Here is a 22,051-nt window from a genome sequence, read left to right as displayed (position 1 = left end):
CCCGGCCGGCGTGACAGGGGGCAGGCAGTACACCAGAGACATCGGTCAGTCCGGCGACCATCTGCGGGACCTGGCCGCGACCGGCCTGGACTACACCGTCGTCGGCAACACGATCATCCTGCTCCCGGAGAACTGGCTTGAGAGCGTGGGCCGTCTCTCCGACGTCGACCTGCCCGAGGGTCTGGAGGTCACCGAGGACGGCACCAACCTCGCCACCCGGTGGGTCATCGCCGGAGACGACGAGGGCGACGTCCTCGGCGAAGCGGGCTCCCTCGACGCGTACTACGGGCTGCTGGAGCGGTACGAGGAAGACAGCTCGATCACCGACGACGCCTCCGCGACCTCGGCGGCCCGCGCCCGAGTCCGCTCCAGCCTGCCGGTGCCCGTCTTCATCGACAGCCAGGAAGTGACGCTGTCCCCTGAAGCGGCGATCGACGTACCGCGGCTGGTCCCAGGATGGTGCCTGGACGTCACGAGCACCCTGACCTGCTGTACGGTCACGCAGCGCATGAAGATCGTCGGGCTGAAGGTCACCGAGGAAGGCGGCACGAGCGACCAGCCCGGCACGGAGAAGGTGCAGATCCAGCTGGCCGCCGCAGGAACGGAGATGGGCTGATGGCGCTCCGAGGAGGCCCCACGCGACGGGTGCCAGGCAACGCGCTCGCCGGGATGCTGCGCGACGCCGAGAGGCGCGCCCGCAAGCCGGCCCCGGGACGCGGACGCCGAAGGGAAGCGGAGTCGGCGCAGGCGCCACAGCCCCTGCCCTCGCGGGCTCCGGTCGCGGCGATCGTCACGACCTGCGAAGAGGGCCGCGCGGTCTGGGTGTTCCCCGAGCCGTTCACGTCGCCTCCGGTCATCAGCGCTGTACCGGTAGACCCCGAACCCGTTGACGACGAACACACAGTCATGGCTGCCCTAGAGGAAGTCACGGCCTGGCGGGTTGTTGTGCGGGTTTGGAGCACCCTTCCCAAGCGCCGCAGTGGCGTGACAGTTCCGGCAGGCGAGGGTGTACGCGTCCATCTGAGGGCGTTACCCGCGACTGAGGCCAGCGAGGCGCGGTAACGGACCCGCGACGATTGTGCACTTGTCAGATGGCCCGCCCCCCTGCGCGGTAGAACAGGACCAGTCGTCAGAGCGGAGGTGGGCTGGCGTTGATGACGATCCTGTCGTTCTGGCTGACGGTCATTGGGACGGTCGCGGGCGTCGTGAGCATGTGTATCGCTTGGCTCGACCGGCGTGGGCCTCGTGAACCCAGGCAGGGGCCGAGTAGGATCAGCCGCTACTTCGACTTCGCATTCGTGCTCTTCCTCTGCCTCATATGCGTCGCCGTCGTCGTCGTCGACATCGGCGCGTTCTGGGTGCGCTTCGACGTGTCCCGGTGGGGGGCTGTCGGGGGCGTCTATCTGAACCTCGCCGGAATGATCCTATTCAACTCCCTATACTCGCAAGGCCACAAGCTTGCGCGCTTCGTCTACACGATGTTCTGTGGGCTAGGCGTGGCGCTATGGACAGGCGCAAGCATTGCCTTGTGGTCTGCCTGAGAGCACACGAATGCGGAACCCTTTACCCTACTCCTCGTCGCCGCTGGTTGTGGGCCGGGCTGTCGTCTCTCCCCTGAGAGGTGTGCTTTGGCCTCGGTCTGCGTCTGCGACGAGTACTTCACCGTCGATGAGGACGGTTCCCTCTGCATCGTGCCGGGCCGTCAAGGACTCCGGGAGGTCCTCCGCTTCACGGCCCCAGGCACCCACCAGTTCCAGAACGCGAGCTACCCGTGGCTGGCCCGGGTGCGCATTCGTGTGCAGGCGGCCGGTGGCGGAGCGGCAGGCGCACGTGCGAACGCCAACCAGTGTTCCGCGCAGCCTGGGGGTGCTGGCGGCGGTTACTCAGAGGGCGTCTACGACGTGTCTGCCTTGGGGGCGGTGGAGACGATCGTGGTCGGTCAGGGCGGCAGCGCGGGGACCGCGTCGACGGACGGAAGCGACGGAGGGAACAGCAGCTTCGGCGGCCTGGTATCCGCGAACGGGGGCGCCGGTGGCCCGTCCGTGATGACGTCCGGGACGACGACGGTCTGTTTCTCCGGCACCCCTGGCCCCCTCGGTGGTTCCGGCCAGATTGTGATGGGTGGTGGAGCGGGCGGTGGAGCCCTACGGCTGGACGGCGGCCAGGGGCTTGCCGGTGTGGGCGGTGGATCCCACCTTGGGCACGGCGGATACCAGCGCGCCTCAACCAGCGGCGGCGGTGCCGGCCGAGGCTACGGCGGCGGCGCGGCCGGGGCCCTTGCACGAGACGGTGACAGTGTCACCGGCACCGCCGGACAGGACGGCATCGTGATCGTCGAGCTGCTCGGATAGAAGCCCGCTGTCACCCTCGGTCGTTGCGGGTCCCCGGCCGGTGGGAGGCCGGGGACCCGCAGGGGGTCATCCCTGCACACGGATCCAGCGGACGATGCGCAGGGCGACAAGCCCGACGCCCGCAGCGACGGCCTCGTGCGCGCCGGCCTGCACCAGCAGGTATGCCAGGGCACCGGCCACGACGGCGTCAGTGATCGTGGGCCGCCGAAACTCGAAGTGTCCGCCGTACTTCCAGCCCTGTGCTTCCATGGATTGTCCTTCCGTAACGCCTTGCCTGGTGTGCTGAAGGTTCCGAGGGGGAGCTGCCTGCCGGGGCGGCTCCCCCTCCCTCGTCGATCTCGCGATCGCGAAGCGTTGGGGAGGCTAAACGGGGCGTGACGTGAAATCCCAACAGCAATGGCGGTTTGAGACGTACGCCACATTCACCCCCGTCTTTCAACGTCATCCGGTCGCCGGTACCCCCGGCGTCCCAGATAGTTCAACCAACCGAATTGGTGATTGGCTTCCTTACTCTCCGTAATAGCGGTGGATGCGGCGGCTCGCTCGCCGCGCGAACGAGTCACCTTCGAAGCAGCCTGGTGACGTGGAGTTTCCAGTTGACGTGGCGCTCGCGGAGCTGGTGCCGACGCTGCCGGTTGGGCCGCGCTGGTGGTACGAGCTCAAGTTGGATGGCCACCGCACGGTGCTCTTCCGTCAGGAGGCGACGGTGCGTCTCCAGGCGAGGTCCGGGCGGGACGTCACACCGTGGTGGATGGATCTGGCTCTGGCTGGGAAGCACTTGCCGCCGGGCGTCGTACTGGACGGAGAGGCGGTCGTGCCGATCGACGGCCGAGTCTCGTTCGAGGCGGCGCAGTCCCGGGCGGCCTCGACTCCCGCCCGTGCACGGGACTTGGCAGAGCGGCATCCGGCGCTGCTGATCGTCTGGGACGTACTGGCGTTGCCGACGGGTGATGTCCGGGCGCGGCCGTACGAGCAGCGGCGGGCGCTGATGCTGGATGTGGTGGGCGCGTTGCCGCGGCCTTCGCCGATCCAGGCGGTGTCGGCGACGGATGACGTCGAGGTCGCGCGGGTCTGGTACGAGACGCTGGCCGACGCCGGTGTGGAGGGTGTGGTGGCCAAGAACGGGCTCTCGCCGTACCGGGCGGGTAGGTCGTCGTCGTGGAAGAAGGTGCGTCACGCGGAGACCACCGATGCCGAGGTCGTCGGCTTCACGGGGTCGGTGACGCGGCCGAGGGCACTGGTGGTGCGGCTTCCTCCCCGCGCACGCGGGGATGGACCCCCGCGAAACCTGCCAACACGAACTCGACAGAACTGCTCCCCGCGCACGCGGGGATGGATCCACCGTGTCGATCTCCCGCATCAAGAGCCTGGCCTGCTCCCCGCGCACGCGGGGACGGCCCCGGCGACCGGCACTTCCCGCACGCCTCGGCCGGCTGCTCCCCGCGCACGCGGGGATGGACCCGATGCCACAGTGACAGACACCCGCGGTCCGGACTGCTCCCCGCGCACGCGGGGATGGGCCCCCGCTCGGTGTTGTCCCGGTGGTCCCCTTCTCCTGCTCCCCGCGCACGCGGGGACGGACCCCCCGGGTCGCCGGCGCACTGGCTGAGTCGGGCCGCTCCGAACCAGGGACTTCCCAGGGACTTTTCAGGGACTTTCAGCTCTGTCCCGGGGACTTTCCAGGGACATTTCACTGAGTCAGCGGGAAAGGTCCTGACAGCTTCGAAAGACGCAAAGTCCCAGGTCAGGGTCGATTTGGTGTCGGTCGATGCCGCCCAGTAGGTCGTGTCCCCGTGCGGTCCACGTGGGCTGGGCGAGGTCACGCGGCTGAGGACCTGTCGGGCGCCGCCGACGCCAGTGCCGCCGTGGGCGCTGTCCCGGGTGAACTCGCCCTTGAACAGCGCCACTTGGCTGCGTTATCGCACTCGTCAGTACGTGTAGAAGCCCGAGCCGCTCTTACGCCCCAGCCGGCCCGCGTCCACCATCCGCTGCAGCAGCGGGGGAGCGGCGTACAGCGGCTCCTTGTACTCCTCGTACATGCTGTCCGCCACGGAGGCCACGGTGTCCAGCCCGATCAGGTCGGACAGCTTGAGCGGGCCCATCGGGTGGGCGCAGCCCATCTCCATGCCGTTGTCGATGTCCTCGCGGCTCGCGATGCCCGACTCGAACATCCGGATCGCCGAGAGCAGGTAGGGGATCAGCAGCGCGTTGACCACGAAGCCGGAGCGGTCCTGGGCGCGGATGCTGTGCTTGCCCAGGATCTTCTCCGTGAACAGCTGGGCGCGGCCGAGCGTGCCCTCGGAGGTGGTCAGCGCCGGGATCAGCTCGACCAGCTGCTGCACCGGGGCCGGGTTGAAGAAGTGGATGCCGATGACCTGGTCGGGGCGCGAGGTCGCGACCGCCAGCTTCACCAGCGGGATGGAGGAGGTGTTCGACGCCAGGATGGCGTCCGGGCGGGTCACCACCTGGTCGAGGACCCGGAAGATCTCGGTCTTGACCTGCTCGTTCTCGACGACGGCCTCGATCACCAGATCGCGGTCGGCGAACTCGCCCAGGTCGGTGGTGAAGCTCAGGCGCGCCTGCGTGGCGTCCCGCTCCTCCTCGCTGATCTTGCCGCGCTCCGCCGCCTTGGACAGGGAGTTGAACAGCCGGGTACGGCCGATCTCCAGGGCCTCGCCGGTGGTCTCGGCGACCTTCACGTCCAGTCCGGCGCGGGCGCACACCTCGGCGATGCCCGCGCCCATCTGGCCGCAGCCCACGACTCCGACGCGCGTGATGTCGCCCGCTGGGATGCCCGTCACATCGTCCCCTTCGCTGACTCGGCAGGTTCGCCCGGTTCGGTGCCTGCTCCGTTCGTGCACGTTACCCGTAAGTATCGATGATCGATCGCACGGGTGGGGGCATGCTGTGCCGCGGAGACGATCCGTGACCGAGTTCATGTTCATCCGCAGAGTACAGGGGTGTTTTCCATGGGACGGCTGTCACGCCGGGCGTTCGCGCTGGCCGCACTCTCGACGCTGGCGACGGCGGGCGACGCGGGCGCGGCCTCCGCAGGGCGGCCCCGGGCCATCACCGAGATGCGGGGCATGTGGCTGGCCACCGTGGGCAACCGCGACTGGCCGTCGCGCACGGGCCTGTCCGCCGCCGTGCAGCGCGCCGAGCTGCTCGCCTTCCTCGACGCGGCGGCCCGGCGCAGGCTGAACACCGTCATCCTCCAGGTGCGTCCGACGGCCGACGCGCTGTGGCCCTCGCCGCACGAGCCCTGGTCGCAGTACCTCACCGGCACCCAGGGCCGCGACCCCGGCTGGGACCCGCTCGGCACCGCCGTCGCCGAGGCGCACGCGCGGGGGCTGGAGCTGCACGCCTGGTTCAACCCGCTGCGGATCGCGACGCACGGCGACACGAGCCGTCTCGTCGCCTCTCACCCGGCCCGGCTGCACCCCGACTGGGTGGTGCGCCACGGCGGGAAGCTCTACTACGACCCGGGGCTGCCGCAGGTTCGCACGTTCGTGCGGGAGGCCATGCTGGACGCGGTGGCGCGCTACCCGGTCGACGCCGTGCACTTCGACGACTACTTCTACCCGTACCCGATCGCAGGCCAGACCTTCGACGACGACGACGCCTACGACGCGTACGGCGGCGCCTTCCCGAGTCGCGCCGCCTGGCGGCGCGACAACGTCGACCGGCTGGTGCGCGACACCGCCACCCGCATCCAGGAGATCCGCCCCGGCACCCGGTTCGGGATCAGCCCGTTCGGGGTGTGGCGCAACGCCGACACCGACCCGCGCGGCTCGGACACCCGGGCGCTGCAGTCGTACGACGACATCTACGCGGACTCCCGCAAGTGGGTCCGGGAGAACTGGATCGACTACATCTGCCCGCAGCTGTACTGGCACATGGGCAACGCCGCCGCCGACTACGCCAAGCTCGTCCCCTGGTGGGCGGAGGTGGCGCGGGGCACCAAGACGCAGTTGTACGTGGGGGAGGCGCTCTACCGGGCCGGTGACCCGGCGCAGGCAGCGAGCTGGCGGGATCCGGCGGAGCTGTCGCGGCACCTGACGTTGGCCCGCGCCCATCCGGAGGTGCGCGGGCACGTCTACTTCGCCGCCCGGGAGGTGTCCCAGGACGCCCACGGGGCCATGGCGCGGGTGGTCGCCGACCACTATCAGCAGCGGGCGGCGCCCCCACGCTGAATCACCGCCCGGTGGTGGTCTCCCTGTGCCGGATCTGGGTGTCGGGTCCCGGGGAGCACAGCCCCTCGTGCCCGTCCTGGAAGCGGACGCGGTAGGGGGGTTCGCCCTTCTGGCCGAGCACTTCGACGATCTCGCCGACCTTGTCGTGCTGTCCGACCACCCTGCCGTGCTGGACAAGCTGGTCGCCCACGATTGCGCGCATCTGGGGCCTCCTCACGATGTGCGGAAGCAGCGGTCCCTCGTCGTCGAGTGTACGGCGGACAGCACCGGCCGGTACCGGTGCGAACGCCGTTCAGCCTCGGGCCCGTTGCGTGACGGCGATGCAGACGAGCACGGCCGCGGCCGTCACCGGGGCGGCCGCGGTCAGGTGCTCGCCCAGCAGCAGCACCGACCACACCAGTGTGAGCAGGGGCTGGGCCAACTGCAACTGGCTGGCCTTGGGGACGCCCACGGCCGCCATGCCCCGGTACCAGACGACCAGGCCCAGGAACTGTGAGCCCGCCGCGACCCAGAGCACTCCGGCCACGCTGTGGAAGGTGAACTGCACCGGCTCGGACGAGAGGGCGATTACCGCGGCCGGCACGGTGAGCGGCAGGCACAGCGCCAGCGCCCACCCGATCACCTGCCAGCCCGGCATCACCCGCGCGAGCCGCCCGCCCTCGGTGTAGCCGGCGGCGCACACCAGCAGCGCCGCGAAGAGATAGAGGTCCGCGGTGGACAGGGCGCCGCCGCTCTGCTGGACCGTGAACGCGAGCACCGCGGCCGCGCCCGCCAGCGCCGCCGTCCAGAAGGTGCGCGACGGGCGGATACCCGTCCGCAGGGCTGACATCAGCGCGGTCGTCAGCGGCAGCAGGCCCACGACGACGGCGGCGTGCGCGGTGGTCGACGTCTGCAGGGCGAGCGTGGTGAGCAGCGGGAAGCCGACGACGACACCACCGGCGACGACCGCGAGGCCCGCCCAGTGCTCCCGGGCCGGCGGCGCGACACGCAGGGCCAGCAGGCACCCGCCCGCGATCAGCGCGGCGAGCACGCTCCGTACGGCGGCCAGCGACCAGGGGCCGAAGCCTTCGAGGCCCCACGCGGTGGCCGGGAAGGTGAGGGAGAAGACGGTGACGCCGAGCGCGGCCTGGAGGGTGCCGACGGAGGCTCTCGGCCGGCCGCTGACCGCTATCCGACGTGGTGCGATAGCGCTACTCTGTGTCTTCATGCAACAGAGTAGCAGTGTCGCTGAATTGGCGAACCACCTGCGACGAGAGCTCGACCACTACTCTCCTGGTGGAAAGCTCCCGTCCAGCCGGGTACTGGTGGAGCGGTTCCGGGTGAGCCCGGTGACCGTCTCCCGCGCGCTCGCCCAGCTCGCCGCCGAGGGACTGGTCGTCACCCGCCCGGGCGCCGGGGCGTTCCGGGCCCAGCCCCGCGCCGGGGGCGCACCCGCCGGCGACACCTCGTGGCAGGAGGTCGCGCTCAGCGCGGACGCCGCCGCCGAGCTGGTGCCGCGCACCGTGGACGCCTCCGGGGTCACCGTCTCGCTCGCCGTGCCGCCCCCGGGGGTGATCGAGTTCAGCGGGGGCTATCTGCATCCCTCACTCCAGCCGGAGAAGGCCATGGCGGCGGCCCTCACCCGGGCGGGCCGGAGGCCCGGTGTGTGGGGGAGGCCGCCGGTGGACGGGCTGCCGGAGCTGCGCGAGTGGTTCGCGCGGAGCGTCGGCGACACGGTCACCGCCGCCGAGGTGCTGATCACGTCGGGCGGTCAGTCGGCGCTGACGACGGCCCTGCGCGCCCTGGCCCCGCCGGGTGCCCCGGTCCTGGTGGAGTCGCCCACCTACCCGGGCATGCTGGCGATCGCCCGTGCCTCGGGCCTGCGCCCCGTGCCCGTCCCGGTGGACGCGGACGGTGTGAGGCCGGCGCTGCTCGCCGACGCGTTCCGGGCCACCGGGGCACGGGTCTTCGTCTGCCAGCCGCTGTTCCAGAACCCCACCGGCGCCGTGCTCGCCACGCAGCGGCGCGGCGAGGTGCTGCGCATCGCGCGGGACGCCGGGGCGTTCGTGGTCGAGGACGACTTTGTGCGGCGGCTCGTGCACGCGGACGCCGGGCCGCTGCCGCCTCCGCTGGCCGCCGACGATCCCGACGGCGTCGTCGTGCACGTCTACTCGCTCACGAAGGCGACCTCGCCGAGCTTCCGGGTGGGCGCCCTGGTGGCGCGCGGGCCCGTGCTGGAGCGCTTGCGGGCCATCCAGGTGGTCGACACCTTCTTCGTGCCCAGGCCCCTGCAGGAGGCGGCCCTGGAGCTCGTCGGCTCGCCCGCCTGGCCGCGTCATCTGCGCGCGGTCTCGACGGAGCTGAAGGCCCGCCGGGACGCGATGACGGCGGCGCTCGCCCTGCGGGTGCCCGAGCTCGCGCTGCCGCACGTCCCCTCGGGCGGCTACCAGCTCTGGCTCCGCCTTCCCGAGGGCACCGACGAGGCCGCGTTCACCGCGGCCGCTCTGCGTGCCGGGGTGGCGCTCGCCCCCGGCCGGCCCTACTTCAGTGCCGAACCCCCGGCCGGCCATGTCCGCCTCAGCTTCGCGGCGGTGGCGGGGACGGGGGAGGTGACGGAGGGAGTGCGGCGGTTGCGCGCGGCCTGCGACGAGATCCTGTAGGCCTGGACTCCCGCCCCCTACCGTCCAGTAACATCGCCGCCACGTCGTTCCGAGGAGGCGCCATGGCACGGTCACATCGTTCGCCCCTGTTGCTCGCCGGCCTGCTGGCGGCCGCCGGGGTGACGCACTTCGTCGCCCCGAAGCAGTACGACGCGATCGTTCCCCGGGCCCTCCCGGGTCCGCCGCGGGCGTGGACGTACGCGAGCGGCGCCGTGGAACTCGCCCTGGCCGCCGGGCTCGCCGTGCCCAGGACCCGGCCGGCCACCGCGCGGGCCGCGGCGGCGTTCTTCGTCGGGGTGTTCCCCGCCAACGTCCAGATGGCCCTCGACTGGCGCCACCGGCGGCCACCGCTGCGGAACGCCGCCTTTGCCCGCCTGCCGCTCCAGGTCCCGCTGGTGCTGTGGGCGCGGAGCGTCGCACGCGACGAGCGCCCCGGCGCGTCCGGCGCGTGAGCGCGGGCCGCCGAAAATCCCTCGACCCGCGCTCCCGGGACCTGCGAGCCTCCCGGCATGACCGACGTGCCGAACCTCGCAGCGGGGTACGAGTTGTCCACCGACGCCGGGCGGATCGACGCCGAGTGGGTGCACCGCCGGCTCTCGGGCGACGCCTACTGGGCGATCGGGCGGTCGCGGGAGACACAGGACCGGGCCATCGCCGGGTCGCTCAACTTCGGCGTGTACGCCACCGTTTCAGGTGATCAGGTCGCCTATGCGCGGGTGATCACCGATCGGGCCACCTTCGCCTGGCTCTGTGACGTGTACGTCGATCCGTCGGTGCGCGGCAACGGCATCGGCACGGCGCTCGTCGAGGCGGTGCGCGAGCACCTGCGGGGGTACGGCGTGCGCCGCGTGCTGCTGGCCACGCGGGACGCGCACGGGGTCTACGGGAAGGTCGGATTCGCGCCACTGGCGCGGCCGCAGGAGTGGATGGCGCTGCATTTCGAGTGACTTGTCCGGCTGATCCTGGGCTTGGGGCATCGTTTCGCGCCGCCTCCATAACCCCCCGGTAACGCCTCTTGACCTGCCCACTCTCCAGGCGCACGATCCCCGCATGGCACTTCGGGTCACGTTTGTCGCCGCGGCGAGCAGCGGCCCGCTGCTCGCGGAACGTTTCGATGACGACCGGCCGCTGGACCAGGCCGGCTGGGACGAGGTGCAGCGTGTCGCCCGCGACCTGGTGCCGCTCGCTGCCGCCGAGCTGCGCTACTGCTCGCCCACACCCCGCAGCCGGTCCACCGGCGACGCCCTCGGTTACGCCCCCCTGGCGCAACTCGCGTTGCGCGACTGCGACATGGGGCGCTGGCGCGGGCTCACCCTGGGAGAGGCGATGGCCCGGGAGCCGGAGGCGGTGGACGCCTGGCTCGCCGACCCCCGCTCCGCCCCGCACGGGGGCGAGGCGCTGCTGACGTTCATCGGGCGCGTCGGCCACTGGCTGGACACGCGGCCCGTCGAGGACGGCGGCCGGATCGTGGCCGTGGCCGAGCCCTCGGTGATCCGCGCGGCCCTGGTCTACGCCCTGAAGGTGCCGCCGTCGACGTACTGGAGCATCGACGTCTGCTCCCTGTCCACCACCACGGTCGCGGGCCGCGCCGGGCGCTGGAGCCTGCGGCTGGAGAGCGGTCCGGCTCAGCCGACGCGGGTGTAGTCCGTCGCCAGCACCAGGTCCTTCGCCGGGCCGCGCACCCGCCACACCGACCGCCAGCGGTCCTCGTCGCCGACGGTGAACTCGCCGCGGTACAGATCGGCCGAGCACGGGTGGTCGGCGACATGCCGGCCGGTGGTCAGGTCGAGGTCGTGGAAGGGGCGGCCGTCGGCGAAGCGAACGTCCGCCGTGCCGGGCGCGGCGCCGGGCAGGAAGCGCAGCGTCCGCCCGGCCGGCCGCGCGACGCCCCGCCAGACGAACGTGCCGGACTCCTCGTGCAGCAGGCCGCCGCCCAGGGGCGCGAACTCCGTCGTGCCGTCGAAGTGCCCCTCGTCCCCGCTCGCGAGATCCCGCACCGACCTGCGGACCCGCCACCGCCCGGCCAGATACGCCAGCACCTCCGGCACCGGCCAGAACTCGCCCATCCCGCTCCGCTCCCGTCCCGTTCGTCACCGCGCCACCCGTGGACGCGCCCCGCCCGCCCTCTCTATCAGCCGGGGGTCCGCGTCCGCCGACCGGGCCCGGTGGCGGATGACCCGCGCTTTCCCGAAGGTTCGGCCGGACGCCCCCTGATCGTCACCGGCGACGGGGGTGGGTGGCTGGATCCTGCGGTCCGATGGCGTGAGTCCGGGATTGTATAAACGTGCAGGGAAGCGTATAGTCATGCCATCCATGAGGAGGGTTCATGACGGTACGTGCGGCAGTGGCCGGAGCGAGCGGATACGCGGGCGGAGAGCTGCTGCGTCTGCTCCTGGCGCACCCCGAGACCGAGATCGGCGCCCTGACCGCCAACGCCAACGCGGGCCGGCGGCTCGGCGAGCTCCAGCCGCAGCTGCAGCCGCTGGCCGACCGGGTGCTGAGCGAGACCTCCGCCGAGGTCCTCGCGGGCCATGACGTCGTGTTCCTCGCGCTGCCGCACGGGGAGTCCGCCGCCGTCGCCGAGCAGCTCGGCCCGGAGGTGCTCGTCGTCGACATGGGCGCCGACTTCCGGCTGAGGGACGCCGGCGACTGGGAGAGGTTCTACGGCTCCCCGCACGCCGGGACCTGGCCCTACGGCCTCCCCGAACTGCCGGGTGCCCGCGCCGCGCTGGAGGGGTCCAAGCGCGTCGCGGTACCCGGCTGCTACCCCACGGCCGTCTCCCTCGCGCTGTTCCCGGCGTACGGCGCGGGTCTGGCCGAGCCCGAGGCCGTGATCGTCGCCGCGTCCGGCACCTCCGGCGCGGGCAAGGCGCTCAAGCCGCATCTGCTCGGCTCCGAGGTCATGGGTTCCATGTCGCCGTACGGCGTCGGAGGCGGCCACCGGCACACCCCCGAGATGATCCAGAACCTCAGCGCCGCGGCCGGCGAGCGGGTCTCCGTCTCCTTCACGCCGACCCTGGCCCCGATGCCGCGCGGAATCCTCGCCACGTGCACCGCCGCCGCCAAGCCGGGGGTCACCGCCGAGTCGGTCCGCACCGCCTACGAGAAGGCCTACGCCGACGAGCCCTTCGTCCGTCTGCTCCCCGAGGGGCAGTGGCCCGCCACGGGTTCCGTCCACGGTTCCAACGCCGTTCACGTGCAGGTCACGTACGACGAGGCCGTCGGACGGATCATCGCGATCAGCGCCATCGACAACCTCACCAAGGGCACCGCGGGCGGTGCCGTCCAGAGCATGAACCTCGCGCTCGGGTTCCCCGAGGCGCTGGGCCTTTCCACGATCGGAGTCGCACCGTGAGTGTCACGGCAGCACAAGGGTTCACGGCGGCCGGCATCGCCGCCGGGATCAAGGAGAGCGGCAAGCCGGACCTGGCCCTCGTGGTCAACGACGGGCCCCGCCGCGCCGCCGCGGGTGTCTTCACCTCCAACCGCGTCAAGGCCGCGCCCGTGCTCTGGTCCGAGCAGGTCCTGAAGGGCGGCCAGGTCACCGCCGTCGTCCTCAACTCCGGCGGCGCCAACGCCTGCACAGGCCCGAAGGGCTTCCAGGACACGCACACCACCGCGGAGAAGGCCGCCGAGGTGCTCGGCAGGGGCGCGATCGAGATCGCCGTCTGCTCCACGGGCCTGATCGGCGTGCTGCTCCCGATGGACAAGCTGCTCCCCGGCGTCGAGGCCGCCGCCGCCCAGCTCTCCGAGCACGGCGGCGAGAAGGCCGCCATCGCCATCAAGACCACCGACACCGTCCACAAGACGTCCGTCGTCACCAGGGACGGCTGGACCGTCGGCGGCATGGCCAAGGGCGCGGGCATGCTCGCCCCGGGCCTCGCCACCATGCTCGTCGTCCTGACCACGGACGCCGAGGTGGACAACGCGGACCTGGACAAGGCGCTGCGCGCGGCCACCCGGGTCACCTTCGACCGCGTGGACTCCGACGGCTGCATGTCGACCAACGACACCGTCCTGCTCCTCGCCTCCGGCGCGTCCGGGGTCACCCCGGCCCACGAGGAGTTCGCCGAGGCGGTACGCCAGGTCTGCGACGACCTCGCGCAGCAGCTGATCCGCGACGCCGAGGGCGCCGGTAAGGACATCAAGATCGAGGTCGTCAACGCGGCGACCGAGGACGACGCCGTGGAGGTGGGCCGCTCGATCGCCCGCAACAACCTCCTCAAGTGCGCGATCCACGGCGAGGACCCCAACTGGGGGCGCGTCCTGTCCGCGATCGGCACCACGTCCGCCGCGTTCGAGCCCGACCGGCTGAACGTCGCCATCAACGGCGTCTGGGTCTGCAAGAACGGCGGTGTCGGCGAGGACCGCGAGAAGGTCGACATGCGCTACCGCGAGGTGCACATCGTCGCCGACCTCGCCGCCGGCTCCGAGACCGCCACGATCTGGACCAACGACCTCACCGCCGACTACGTCCACGAGAACAGCGCCTACTCGTCATGACGACGACCCGCAAGCACACCGCGCTGCCCAAGGCGCAGATCCTCATCGAGGCGCTGCCCTGGCTGACCCGGCACCACGGCAGGACGGTCGTCATCAAGTTCGGCGGCAACGCCATGGTGAACGAGGACCTGAAGGCCGCCTTCGCCCAGGACGTCGTCTTCCTGCGCCACGCCGGTCTCAAGCCGGTCGTCGTGCACGGCGGCGGCCCGCAGATCAGCGCCGCCCTCGACCGGCACGGCATCGTCAGCGAGTTCAAGGCGGGCCTGCGCGTCACGACCGAGGACGCCATGGACGTCGTCCGCATGGTGCTGGCCGGTCAGGTCCAGCGCGAGTTGGTCGGCCTGCTCAACCAGCACGGGCCGCTCGCCGTCGGCATCACCGGCGAGGACGCCCACACCATGACAGCCACCAAGCACCAGCCCCGGATCGACGGCGAGCTCGTCGACATCGGGCGGGTCGGCGAGATCACCGCGATCGACACGGGCGCGATCGAGGCACTGCTCGCCGACGGCCGGATCCCGGTCGTGTCGTCGATCGCCCGCTCACAGGACGACGGACATGTCTACAACGTCAATGCTGATACGGCGGCTGCGGCACTCGCTGCTGCGCTGGGCGCCGAGACCCTCATGGTTCTCACCGACGTCGAGGGCCTCTACGAGGACTGGCCCCACAGCGACGAGGTGATCAGCCGCCTGACCGCCTCCCAGCTGGAGAAACTGCTGCCGGAACTGTCGAGCGGCATGGTGCCGAAGATGGAGGGCTGCCTGCACGCCGTGCGCAACGGCGTCACCACCGCCCGCGTCATCGACGGCCGGGTCCAGCACTCGATCCTGCTGGAGATCTTCACCGACGAAGGCATCGGCACGATGGTCGTGCCGGACGCGCAGGAGGGGGCCGCCGGATGAGCGCCAACCAGGAACTGACCGCGCGGTGGCAGGGCGCGCTCATGGACAACTACGGCACCCCGCGACTGCCGCTGGTGCGCGGCGCGGGCACGCGGCTGTGGGACGCCGACGGCAAGGAGTACCTCGACTTCGTCGGCGGGATCGCCGTCAACGCGCTCGGGCACGCGCACCCCGCGGTCGTCGAGGCGGTCAGCACGCAGATCGCGTCCCTTGGGCACGTCTCCAACCTGTTCGTCGCCGAGCCGCCCGTCGCGCTCGCCGAACGGCTCCTCCAGCTGTTCGGCCGGGACGGCAGGGTCTTCTTCTGCAATTCCGGCGCCGAGGCCAACGAGGGCGCGTTCAAGATCGGGCGGCTGACGGGGCGCACCCACATGGTCGCCACCGAGGGCGGCTTCCACGGCCGCACCATGGGCGCCCTCGCGCTCACCGGCCAGCCCGCCAAGCAGACACCCTTCTTGCCGCTGCCCGGTGACGTCACCCATGTGCCGTACGGGGACGCGCAGGCGCTGGCCGCCGCCGTCACCGAGGAGACGGCGCTGGTCGTCGTCGAGCCGGTCCAGGGCGAGAACGGTGTGGTCGTCCCGCCCGCCGGCTATCTGAAGGCGGCCCGCGCCATCACCGCCGCCACCGGCTCGCTGCTGGTGCTCGACGAGGTGCAGACGGGCGTCGGGCGGACCGGGCACTGGTTCGAGTACCAGGCCCACGAGGGCGTCCTGCCGGACGTCGTCACGCTGGCGAAGGGCCTCGGCGGCGGGCTGCCGCTGGGCGCCACGGTGGCCTTCGGGCGGGCGGCCGAGCTGCTCCGGCCCGGTCACCACGGCACGACCTTCGGCGGCAACCCCGTCGCCTGTGCCGCCGGACTCGCCGTGCTCGACACCATCGAGAGCGAGGGACTGCTGGAGAACGTCAAGCGGCAGAGCGAGAGGTTGCGGGAAGGAATCGAGTCCCTGAACCATGGATTGATCGACCATGTCCGGGGTGCGGGGCTGCTCCTGGGTATCGTGCTCACCAAGCCGCTCGCGCCGCAGGTCCAGCAGGCGGCCCAGGACGCCGGTCTCCTGGTGAACGCGCCCGCCCCCGACGTCGTACGGCTCATGCCGCCGCTGAACCTCGGCGACGACGAGGTGGCGGCGCTGCTCCGGGCGCTGCCCGGTGTCCTCGACGCAGGTCACGGGGACGGACGAGCCGGAGAATGAGACGACGATGAGCCAGCCGCAGGACAACGGGTACGCGGGAGTCAACGGGCCCGCGGTGCCACAGACCCGCACCGCACGCCATCGCCGGATCGTGGACATCCTCAACCGGCAGCCGGTGCGCTCCCAGAGCCAGCTGGCGAAGCTGCTCGCCGACGACGGTCTGACCGTCACCCAGGCGACCCTCTCCCGCGACCTCGACGAGCTGAACGCGGTGAAGATCCGCAACACCGACGGCGACCTGATCTACGCGGTGCCCAGCGAGGGCGGCTTCCGCACGCCGCGCGCGCCGCTGGGCGGGTCGGCGAAGGAGGAGCGGATGCGGCGGCTCTCCCAGGAGCTGCTCATCTCCGCGGAGGCGTCCGCCAACCTCGTCGTCCTGCGCACCCCTCCCGGCGCGGCCCAGTTCCTCGCCTCCGCGATCGACCAGGCCGAACTGCAGGACATCCTCGGCACGATCGCCGGTGACGACACACTGATGCTCATCAGCCGGCATCCGGACGGCGGGCAGGCGCTCGCCGACCATCTGCTGCGGCTGGCGCAGAACGGCCACTGAGCCGGGGGCTCCGTCGAGCATGCCGGCACCGTACGGGCAGATATGCCGTCAGCGAGCCAGGGGAGAGGCCATGACCGCCGAACGCCAGGAAGCGGAGACACCGAAAGCGCTGTGGAACGGGGTCGCGGGGCGCAACTGGGTCGCCGCGCAGGACCTGCTCGACGTGCTCCTCAAGCCGTTCGAGCCACTGCTCGCCGAGCCGGTCGTCGCCGGTGCGCGCGTCCTCGACGTCGGCTGCGGCACGGGCGCCACGACGGTCGCCGCGGCACGGCGAGCCGGCGCGGAGGGCAGCTGCGTCGGTGTCGACGTCGCCGAGCCGATGATCGCGGCCGCCCGGGCGCGCGCCGAGCGGGAGGGAGTGCCGGTGGAGTTCGTCCACGCCGACGCCGCGACCCACGACTTCGCACCGGGCGGCTTCGACCTGATCGTCTCGCGGTTCGGCGTGATGTTCTTCGACGACTTCGCCGGGGCCTTCGAGAATCTGCGGCGCGCGGCGCGGCCCGGCGCGGAGCTCCGGCTCATCGTCTGGCGCGGTCCGCAGGACAACCCCTTCATGACGACCGCCGAGCGGGCGGCGGCGCCGCTGCTGCCGGACCTGCCGCACCGCGACCCGGACGGGCCGGGGCAGTTCGCCTTCGCACGGGAGGACCGGGTGCGCGGCGTCCTCGCCGAGAGCGGCTGGACGGGGGTCGCCGTCGAGCCGCTCGACGTCTCGTGCGCGATGCCGCGGAAGGAACTGGAGCGCTACTTCACGCTGCTCGGCCCCGTGGGACGGATCCTCCAGGAGACGGAGGAGCCGACCAGGTCCCGGGTGATCGCAGCACTCCACGCGGCCTTCGCCCCCTACGTGCGGGGCACGGAGGTCGCCTTCACAGCGGGCTGCTGGCTGATCAGCGCCTCCGCGTAGGGGACCCGCTTCCCGACCCGGTCACCAGGCCGCGCCGCCCCGTCACCCCGCCATCAGGGCCGCGCCGCCCCGTCACCCCGCCATCAGGGCCGCGCCGCCCCGTCACCCGGTCCGTGCTCACCCCAGCCACCCGCCGAGCCCGCCGGTGCACCACACCTCGTCGCCCGCCGTGATCAGGAGTGCCTCCACGTCCGGCAGGGACTCCAGCCAGGTCAGGCCGTCTCGGGCGCCCATGGCGAAGGCGGCCGTGGCCCAGCAGTCCGCCCACGTCAGACGAGGAGCGACGACCGTCACCGCGAGCAGGTCCGTCACCGCCGACTTCCCGGTGCGCGGGTCCACGATGTGGGCGCCGCGCTCGGCGGTGCCGGACGTCGCGACGGCCAGCTCGCGGGCGCCCGCCGCGGAGATGACCGCAGCCAGCCCGCCGGGCCGCAGCGGATCCGAGACGCCGACCCGCCAGGGGCGCTCCGCGCCGGGCACGCCGAGCAGCTGGACGTCCCCGCCGCCGTTGACGCTGACCCCGCTCGCCCCGGCAGCCGCCAGCAGCCGCGCCGCCCGCTCGACGGCCCAGCCCTTGACGATCCCGGTCGGGTCGAGTCGGCCCTCGTACGTGGTGCTGAACCACCCCTCGCTGACCCGTTCCGCCTCGGCGGCCAGTTCCAGCACCTCGGCGACCTCGGGATCGCACTCCTCGACGGTCAGCTCGCCACGGCCCAGCCGGGTGATCTGGCTGTCCTCGCGGTAGGTGCTGAACACCGCGTCCACCTGGTGCAGTCCGGCGACCGCCGTGGCGAGCGCCGCTCGCACGGTTCGGGGATCCCCGCCGCGGACGTCGAAGGAGAAGACGGTCCCCATCACCTCCTCAGCCCGGCGCACCGCGGCGGGAGCCTGCGCGGGCTCCGTCACCGGCTCAGCCACCGGCCTGGTCCAGTGCCGACTGGAGGGACTCCCGGTAGCCCGCGCTGGTGTAGGTGGCCCCGGAGACGGCGTCGATCTGCGCGCTGCCCGCGGCGACGGCGGCCCGGTTGAGCTGGGGCACGGCGTCGGCGGTGATCTGGGTGCTCTGCCCGCCGCTGGGCGCCTGCACCGCCTCCGCCTGCGTGATCTTCCCGCCGCTGACGGTGATCCGGACCTGCACGGGACCGTACTGCGTCTGGGCCACGGCCCCGTCGACCGTCCGCGCGGCCTGCGCCTCGCCGGCCCCCTGCCCGCCCGAACCCTGCCCGCCCGAACCCTGCCCGCCCGAACCTTGCTCTCCCGAGCCCTGCCCGCCCGAACCCTGCTCTCCCGAGCCGCCGCCCGCCGGCACCTTGTCCAGTGCCGACTGGAGCGACTCCCGGTAGCCCGCGCTGGTGTACGTCGCCCCGGACACCGCGTCGATCTGCCCGCTCTGCGCCGCCACGGCGGCCTGGTTGAGCTGGGGCACGGCGTCGGCGGTGATCTGGGTGCTCTGCCCGCCGCTGGGCGCCTGCACCGCCTCCGCCTGCGTGACTTTCCCGTTGTTCACGGTCAGCCGCACCTGCACGGGACCGTACTGCGTCTGGGCCACCGCGCCGGTGACCGTGGCGGTCCCCGCGGCCTGCGCGCCGCCCTGCGGAGCCGCCGCGCCCGGCGGTTGCCGGGGTATCGCGGCGGCGGCGGAGCCGGGGTCGGTCGCCGGTTTCAGCGACAGCAGCAGCACGATGCCGGACACGGTGGCGGCGGTGGCCAGCACGGCACGCCGGATGGGATGGCTCTTCTTCATGGTTGCCGGTCTCCTGGTGGCCCGTCGCTCACATCTCGAACGACTCGTGATGGATACGGCGGGCGGGAACCCCCGCGCCGCGCAGTGCCTCGTACACGGACTGCGCGAAGCCGGGCGGCCCGCACAGGAAGACGTCGTGATGGTCGATGTCCGGGATCTTCCGCTCCAGCGACTCCGCCGAGATGTCCGGGCGTTCCCCGTCCGGGCTGTTGACCGCGTACATCAGCCGGGCGCCGCGCTGGTCGGCGATCTTCGCCAACTCGTCCCACAGGGCCAGGTCCTGGGTGCTGTTGGCCCGGTACAGCAGCGTGATGTCACCGGCCGCGCCGGGCAGGGTCTCGAACAGCGCCCGCATCGGTGTGATACCGACGCCGCCCGCGACCAGCAGTACCTTGCCGCGGCTGCGGCGCTGGGCCGTCAGCGCGCCGTACGGCCCCTCGGCCCACACCCGCGTGCCGGGCTCCAGCTCGCGCAGCCGGGTGCTGTGGTCGCCGATCGCCTTCACGGTGATCCGCAACATGTCGGGGCGGGGAGCCGCCGACAGCGAGTACGGGTGGGAGCTGAACCGCATGCCGGGCGCCAGGAACCGCCACCGGAAGAACTGCCCGGCCTCGGCCCCCATCCGGTGCAGCTTGCGCCCGCTGATCAGCACCGACACGATGCCGGGCGTCTCCTCGATGACCGCCTCGACCCGCATCCGGTGCCGCAGGTTGAGCCGGATCGGAGTGATGACCCGGAACCACACCACCAGCGCCGTGACCGCGCCGTACAGCCCGTACCAGAAGGTCTTCGCGGCGGGCTCGACGGCGAAGTCGTTGCCCGTGCTGATCTGGTGCCAGAACGTCAGGTACAAGGCCGCGTACGTCATCAGATGGACGTGGTACCAGGTGTCGTACGGCATCAGGCGGCGGACCGGGCCGATCGAGACGAGGCCGATGAGCAGCAGCAGTCCCGTGCCGATGGCGGCCTTGCCCATGTCCGGCAGCTGGTTGACGGAGTCGACGGTCTGCTGGACGACGTCACCGAGGGTCTTGCCCGCCTGCAGGGCGTACCCCCACATGATGAGGAACACATGGGCGATGACCAGGCTCAGCGTGTACCGGCCGGTCATCGCGTGCCAGCGCGCCACCCGGTCGGAGCCCACCCGCCGCTCCAGCGCGGGCACCCGGGCCATCTGGAGCACCACCAGCGCCATCAGATACCCGGCGAGCAGCCCAGTGATGCGGCCGGCGTTGACGATCCGCCCGGTGGTGTCGGCGACGGCCGGGGTGTTCTGCCACCACAGCCACAGCACCGCGGCGGCGCCGGCCCACACGGCGAGCAGCAGGGGGACGGCGGGCGAGCGGCGCGGCCTGATGCGGCGCATGGTCTGACGCCGGGCGGCGCGCCCGCCTGACAGCGTGGTGGTCACGGTTCCTCCGGGGACGGGGGCAACGGTTCGACGTGGTCCCTTGGCCCAGAGATACGTGCGGTGGCGGCCGTGTGTTCAGCTCAGTACCGGGTGATCGCGGTGGTTCCGCTCTCCGTCCCCACCGCGATGTGCGGCCTGCCCCCGGCCTTGGCCCACAGCAGGATCCGCCGCATGGCGTCCTCGGGCACCGACACACAACCCGCCGTCGGCCCCTTGCCCGTGACGTGCAGGAAGATGCCGGCTCCGCGCCCGCGCACCGGTTTCCCGTAGTTGAAGCCGATCACCAGCGCGTGCGTGTACAGCGGCCCGTACGACACCAGGTGCTCCGCCTCCTGCGCCCGGCAGTCGGCGGGGCGGGGCTCGGTCCAGCGGTTGTACGAGGCCGAGTCGTTGTCCTGGCACCACCAGGAGTCCTGGCGCACCGGGCGGTAGGCGTACGTCGTGCCGGCCGGCGCCGGCTCGATGCCGAAGGCGTACGGCAGGGAGAACAGCCCCGTGGGGGTGGTGTTCGCGCCCTGCTTGCGCGTCGCCCCCTCGACCAGCCCCTTCGCCCCGAACCGCGCCGGTGCCGAACCGGCCGCGACCCACCGCCCGTCCACCCGGTCCCACCAGGTGACCGTCCCTGTCGTGGCGTCGGCCTGCGGCGCCACGGCGGTGACGAGCTGACTGCCGCCGCCGGTGTCGGCCATGCGGTCGGGCAGCGCGTCTCCCTCGGCGGGGGCGGCGCCCAGGAGGGCGGCGCAGAGGAGGACGGACACGGCGGCGACGGCGGCGGGGCGCATGTCCCCGACGCTAATGGGGCCTTCCCGCACCGGCAGCGCGGATGGTCCGTTCGGACCCGGAGGTCACCCCACGCGCCGGCGACGTGCACGGGCGGCGGTTCACGTCGCAGGGCCGTCGAACGTCATCGGAGCCGGCGGCAGGGGCACTCGCGGGAGCCCGTCGAGGCTCGTGGCGATGTGGTCCTTGCCCGCGAAGGAGGAGCTGAGCGAAAAGGTGTCCTCGCGCGCGAAGCGCCGGGAAGAGTCGGCTGTCCGACGGCCGCGTCGTCAGCGAGGTGTCCTCGCGCGCGAAGCGCCGGGCGTGCAGTTCGCGATCGCCGTCGTACGTCATCAGCGGCACCGCGAAGCCGCAGCTGTCGCGGACCGGTTCGGCCGTCACGACGACGATCGCGCACAGCCCGTGCGTGCTCGGGTCGATGTCCGGTAAGCGGGCCGGCAGTTCCCCGAAGCGCGGGTCGTCGCGGAAGACCGGCTCGCCGCGCCCGTGCACGCGGACGATGTTCGGCGGGCTCTGGAAGGCGCACCACATGAGGGTGATCCGCCCGTTCTCCCGCAGGTGTGCGACCGTCTCCGCGTTCGAGCCCGCGAAGTCGAGGTAGGCGACGGTGAGTTCGTCGAGCACCACGAACGAGCCCTTGAGGCCCTTGGGGGAGAGGTTGACCGTGCCCTCGCCGGAGAGCGGTGCGGTCGCGGTGAAGAAGAGGGGCTGCTCCTCGATGAACGAACGGAGTCTGCCGTCCATGCGCTCGTACGTCTTTCCCATGGCAGGTGATTGTCCGCGAAGTTAGTTCGTCTGCCTGAGGATTTCGCACGGAGAGCTTCGACCGTGGCCGCCCCGGCCGGCGCTCGAGCGGGGCGGCCACAGCG

Annotated in this window: 23 protein-coding genes, 2 pseudogenes and 1 CRISPR repeat array; of the genes and pseudogenes, 15 read left to right on the top strand and 10 right to left on the bottom strand. The window is 72.0% G+C overall.

The genetic code is table 11. The features are described from left to right. The first annotated feature begins 10 nt into the window (after positions 1 to 10). The 3 genes from ACWCPM_RS05570 to ACWCPM_RS05560 all read left to right on the top strand — a co-directional run bounded on the left by ACWCPM_RS05570 (position 11) and on the right by ACWCPM_RS05560 (position 2,351). Positions 11 to 616, top strand: a complete 606-nt coding sequence (locus ACWCPM_RS05570; protein WP_450974830.1) for a hypothetical protein — start codon at positions 11 to 13, stop codon at positions 614 to 616. A 538-nt stretch (positions 617 to 1,154) separates the two neighbouring features. Then, a complete protein-coding gene (locus ACWCPM_RS05565) occupies positions 1,155 to 1,541 on the top strand; it encodes a hypothetical protein (RefSeq protein WP_450974829.1) in 387 nt (128 codons plus the stop codon). Positions 1,542 to 1,691: 150 nt separating this feature from the next. Continuing rightward, positions 1,692 to 2,351 (top strand): glycine-rich domain-containing protein, encoded by a 660-nt coding sequence (locus ACWCPM_RS05560; protein WP_450974921.1) that lies wholly within the window; start codon positions 1,692 to 1,694, stop codon positions 2,349 to 2,351. Positions 2,352 to 2,417: 66 nt separating this feature from the next. On the opposite strand, the gene ACWCPM_RS05555 is transcribed toward ACWCPM_RS05560, so the two are convergent. Then, positions 2,418 to 2,600: a hypothetical protein gene (locus tag ACWCPM_RS05555; protein WP_450974828.1), complete on the bottom strand. Its 183-nt coding sequence runs from the start codon at positions 2,598 to 2,600 to the stop codon at positions 2,418 to 2,420. Positions 2,601 to 2,880: 280 nt separating this feature from the next. Here ACWCPM_RS05555 and ACWCPM_RS05550 point away from each other — a divergent pair. Next, positions 2,881 to 3,510 (top strand): annotated as a pseudogene (locus ACWCPM_RS05550) (ATP-dependent DNA ligase); the annotation flags it as partial. Between the two features lie 91 nt (positions 3,511 to 3,601). After that, positions 3,602 to 3,931: direct repeats of the CRISPR family, unit length 25 nt; unit sequence CTGCTCCCCGCGCACGCGGGGATGG. 348 nt (positions 3,932 to 4,279) lie between these two features. Here ACWCPM_RS05550 and ACWCPM_RS05545 read toward each other — a convergent pair. Continuing rightward, positions 4,280 to 5,152 (bottom strand): 3-hydroxybutyryl-CoA dehydrogenase, encoded by an 873-nt coding sequence (locus tag ACWCPM_RS05545; protein WP_450974827.1) that lies wholly within the window; start codon positions 5,150 to 5,152, stop codon positions 4,280 to 4,282. Between the two features lie 168 nt (positions 5,153 to 5,320). Here ACWCPM_RS05545 and ACWCPM_RS05540 point away from each other — a divergent pair, with 168 nt between their 5' ends. Further along, positions 5,321 to 6,544, top strand: a complete 1,224-nt coding sequence (locus tag ACWCPM_RS05540; RefSeq protein WP_450974826.1) for a glycoside hydrolase family 10 protein — start codon at positions 5,321 to 5,323, stop codon at positions 6,542 to 6,544. A gap of 1 nt (position 6,545) precedes the next feature. Here ACWCPM_RS05540 and ACWCPM_RS05535 read toward each other — a convergent pair whose 3' ends face one another. Together ACWCPM_RS05535 and ACWCPM_RS05530 are read right to left on the bottom strand one after the other, a co-directional pair. Continuing rightward, positions 6,546 to 6,746: a DUF1918 domain-containing protein gene (locus tag ACWCPM_RS05535; RefSeq protein ID WP_450974825.1), complete on the bottom strand. Its 201-nt coding sequence runs from the start codon at positions 6,744 to 6,746 to the stop codon at positions 6,546 to 6,548. A gap of 90 nt (positions 6,747 to 6,836) precedes the next feature. After that, positions 6,837 to 7,751, bottom strand: coding sequence for a DMT family transporter (locus tag ACWCPM_RS05530; RefSeq protein ID WP_450974824.1), 915 nt, complete (start codon positions 7,749 to 7,751; stop codon positions 6,837 to 6,839). Here ACWCPM_RS05530 and ACWCPM_RS05525 point away from each other — a divergent pair. The 4 genes from ACWCPM_RS05525 to ACWCPM_RS05510 all read left to right on the top strand — a co-directional run bounded on the left by ACWCPM_RS05525 (position 7,750) and on the right by ACWCPM_RS05510 (position 10,827). Then, on the top strand, positions 7,750 to 9,183 hold the full coding sequence (locus ACWCPM_RS05525; protein WP_450974823.1) for an aminotransferase-like domain-containing protein: 1,434 nt from the start codon (positions 7,750 to 7,752) through the stop codon (positions 9,181 to 9,183). The two genes, ACWCPM_RS05530 and ACWCPM_RS05525, sit on opposite strands and share 2 nt — an antisense overlap. Before the next feature lie 62 nt (positions 9,184 to 9,245). After that, positions 9,246 to 9,635, top strand: coding sequence for a DoxX family protein (locus tag ACWCPM_RS05520; RefSeq protein ID WP_450974822.1), 390 nt, complete (start codon positions 9,246 to 9,248; stop codon positions 9,633 to 9,635). A gap of 57 nt (positions 9,636 to 9,692) precedes the next feature. Next, the gene (locus ACWCPM_RS05515; RefSeq protein ID WP_450974821.1) at positions 9,693 to 10,130 is read left to right on the top strand and encodes a GNAT family N-acetyltransferase; all 438 of its coding nucleotides are present in this window, start codon (positions 9,693 to 9,695) and stop codon (positions 10,128 to 10,130) included. Positions 10,131 to 10,233: 103 nt separating this feature from the next. Continuing rightward, complete coding sequence (locus ACWCPM_RS05510) at positions 10,234 to 10,827, top strand: histidine phosphatase family protein (RefSeq protein ID WP_450974820.1); 594 nt, start codon at positions 10,234 to 10,236, stop codon at positions 10,825 to 10,827. Here the strand turns inward: ACWCPM_RS05510 and ACWCPM_RS05505 are convergent. Next, the gene (locus ACWCPM_RS05505; RefSeq protein WP_450974819.1) at positions 10,809 to 11,249 is read right to left on the bottom strand and encodes a DUF6314 family protein; all 441 of its coding nucleotides are present in this window, start codon (positions 11,247 to 11,249) and stop codon (positions 10,809 to 10,811) included. The genes ACWCPM_RS05510 and ACWCPM_RS05505 overlap by 19 nt on opposite strands. A 260-nt stretch (positions 11,250 to 11,509) precedes the next feature. Here ACWCPM_RS05505 and argC point away from each other — a divergent pair, with 260 nt between their 5' ends. From argC to ACWCPM_RS05475, 6 genes are all read left to right on the top strand, one after another. After that, positions 11,510 to 12,538 carry an N-acetyl-gamma-glutamyl-phosphate reductase gene (gene argC, locus ACWCPM_RS05500; RefSeq protein WP_450974818.1) on the top strand — a complete coding sequence of 343 codons (1,029 nt, stop codon included), beginning with the start codon at positions 11,510 to 11,512 and terminating at the stop codon, positions 12,536 to 12,538. Further along, complete coding sequence (gene argJ / locus ACWCPM_RS05495) at positions 12,535 to 13,686, top strand: bifunctional glutamate N-acetyltransferase/amino-acid acetyltransferase ArgJ (protein WP_450974817.1); 1,152 nt, start codon at positions 12,535 to 12,537, stop codon at positions 13,684 to 13,686. Before argC ends, argJ begins: the two co-directional genes overlap by 4 nt. Further along, entirely contained in the window at positions 13,683 to 14,591 is a 909-nt protein-coding gene (argB, locus tag ACWCPM_RS05490; protein ID WP_450974816.1) for an acetylglutamate kinase, read from the top strand. The genes argJ and argB overlap by 4 nt, the downstream gene beginning before the upstream one ends. Then, complete coding sequence (locus tag ACWCPM_RS05485) at positions 14,588 to 15,787, top strand: acetylornithine transaminase (RefSeq protein WP_450974815.1); 1,200 nt, start codon at positions 14,588 to 14,590, stop codon at positions 15,785 to 15,787. The genes argB and ACWCPM_RS05485 overlap by 4 nt, the downstream gene beginning before the upstream one ends. A 7-nt stretch (positions 15,788 to 15,794) precedes the next feature. Continuing rightward, on the top strand, positions 15,795 to 16,340 hold the full coding sequence (locus ACWCPM_RS05480; RefSeq protein WP_450974814.1) for an arginine repressor: 546 nt from the start codon (positions 15,795 to 15,797) through the stop codon (positions 16,338 to 16,340). A 70-nt stretch (positions 16,341 to 16,410) separates the two neighbouring features. Continuing rightward, complete coding sequence (locus ACWCPM_RS05475) at positions 16,411 to 17,247, top strand: class I SAM-dependent methyltransferase (protein ID WP_450974813.1); 837 nt, start codon at positions 16,411 to 16,413, stop codon at positions 17,245 to 17,247. Between the two features lie 117 nt (positions 17,248 to 17,364). On the opposite strand, the gene ACWCPM_RS05470 is transcribed toward ACWCPM_RS05475, so the two are convergent. From ACWCPM_RS05470 to ACWCPM_RS05450, 5 genes and pseudogenes are all read right to left on the bottom strand, one after another. Next, a complete protein-coding gene (locus ACWCPM_RS05470; RefSeq protein WP_450974812.1) occupies positions 17,365 to 18,165 on the bottom strand; it encodes an FAD:protein FMN transferase in 801 nt (266 codons plus the stop codon). Further along, positions 18,158 to 18,991: an FMN-binding protein gene (locus tag ACWCPM_RS05465; RefSeq protein ID WP_450974811.1), complete on the bottom strand. Its 834-nt coding sequence runs from the start codon at positions 18,989 to 18,991 to the stop codon at positions 18,158 to 18,160. The genes ACWCPM_RS05470 and ACWCPM_RS05465 overlap by 8 nt, the downstream gene beginning before the upstream one ends. A 28-nt stretch (positions 18,992 to 19,019) precedes the next feature. Next, positions 19,020 to 20,402 (bottom strand): ferredoxin reductase family protein, encoded by a 1,383-nt coding sequence (locus tag ACWCPM_RS05460; protein WP_450974810.1) that lies wholly within the window; start codon positions 20,400 to 20,402, stop codon positions 19,020 to 19,022. An 80-nt stretch (positions 20,403 to 20,482) separates the two neighbouring features. Next, on the bottom strand, positions 20,483 to 21,184 hold the full coding sequence (locus ACWCPM_RS05455) for a L,D-transpeptidase family protein (RefSeq protein WP_450974809.1): 702 nt from the start codon (positions 21,182 to 21,184) through the stop codon (positions 20,483 to 20,485). Positions 21,185 to 21,283: 99 nt separating this feature from the next. Beyond that, a pseudogene (locus tag ACWCPM_RS05450) lies at positions 21,284 to 21,947 on the bottom strand (pyridoxamine 5'-phosphate oxidase family protein). Between the last annotated feature and the right edge of the window lie 104 nt (positions 21,948 to 22,051).

The sequence above is a fragment of the Streptomyces sp. NPDC002309 genome, assembly GCF_053593375.1.
Note: the sequence above shows the minus strand (reverse complement) of the source record. Positions and strands in the feature narration are given on the sequence as shown.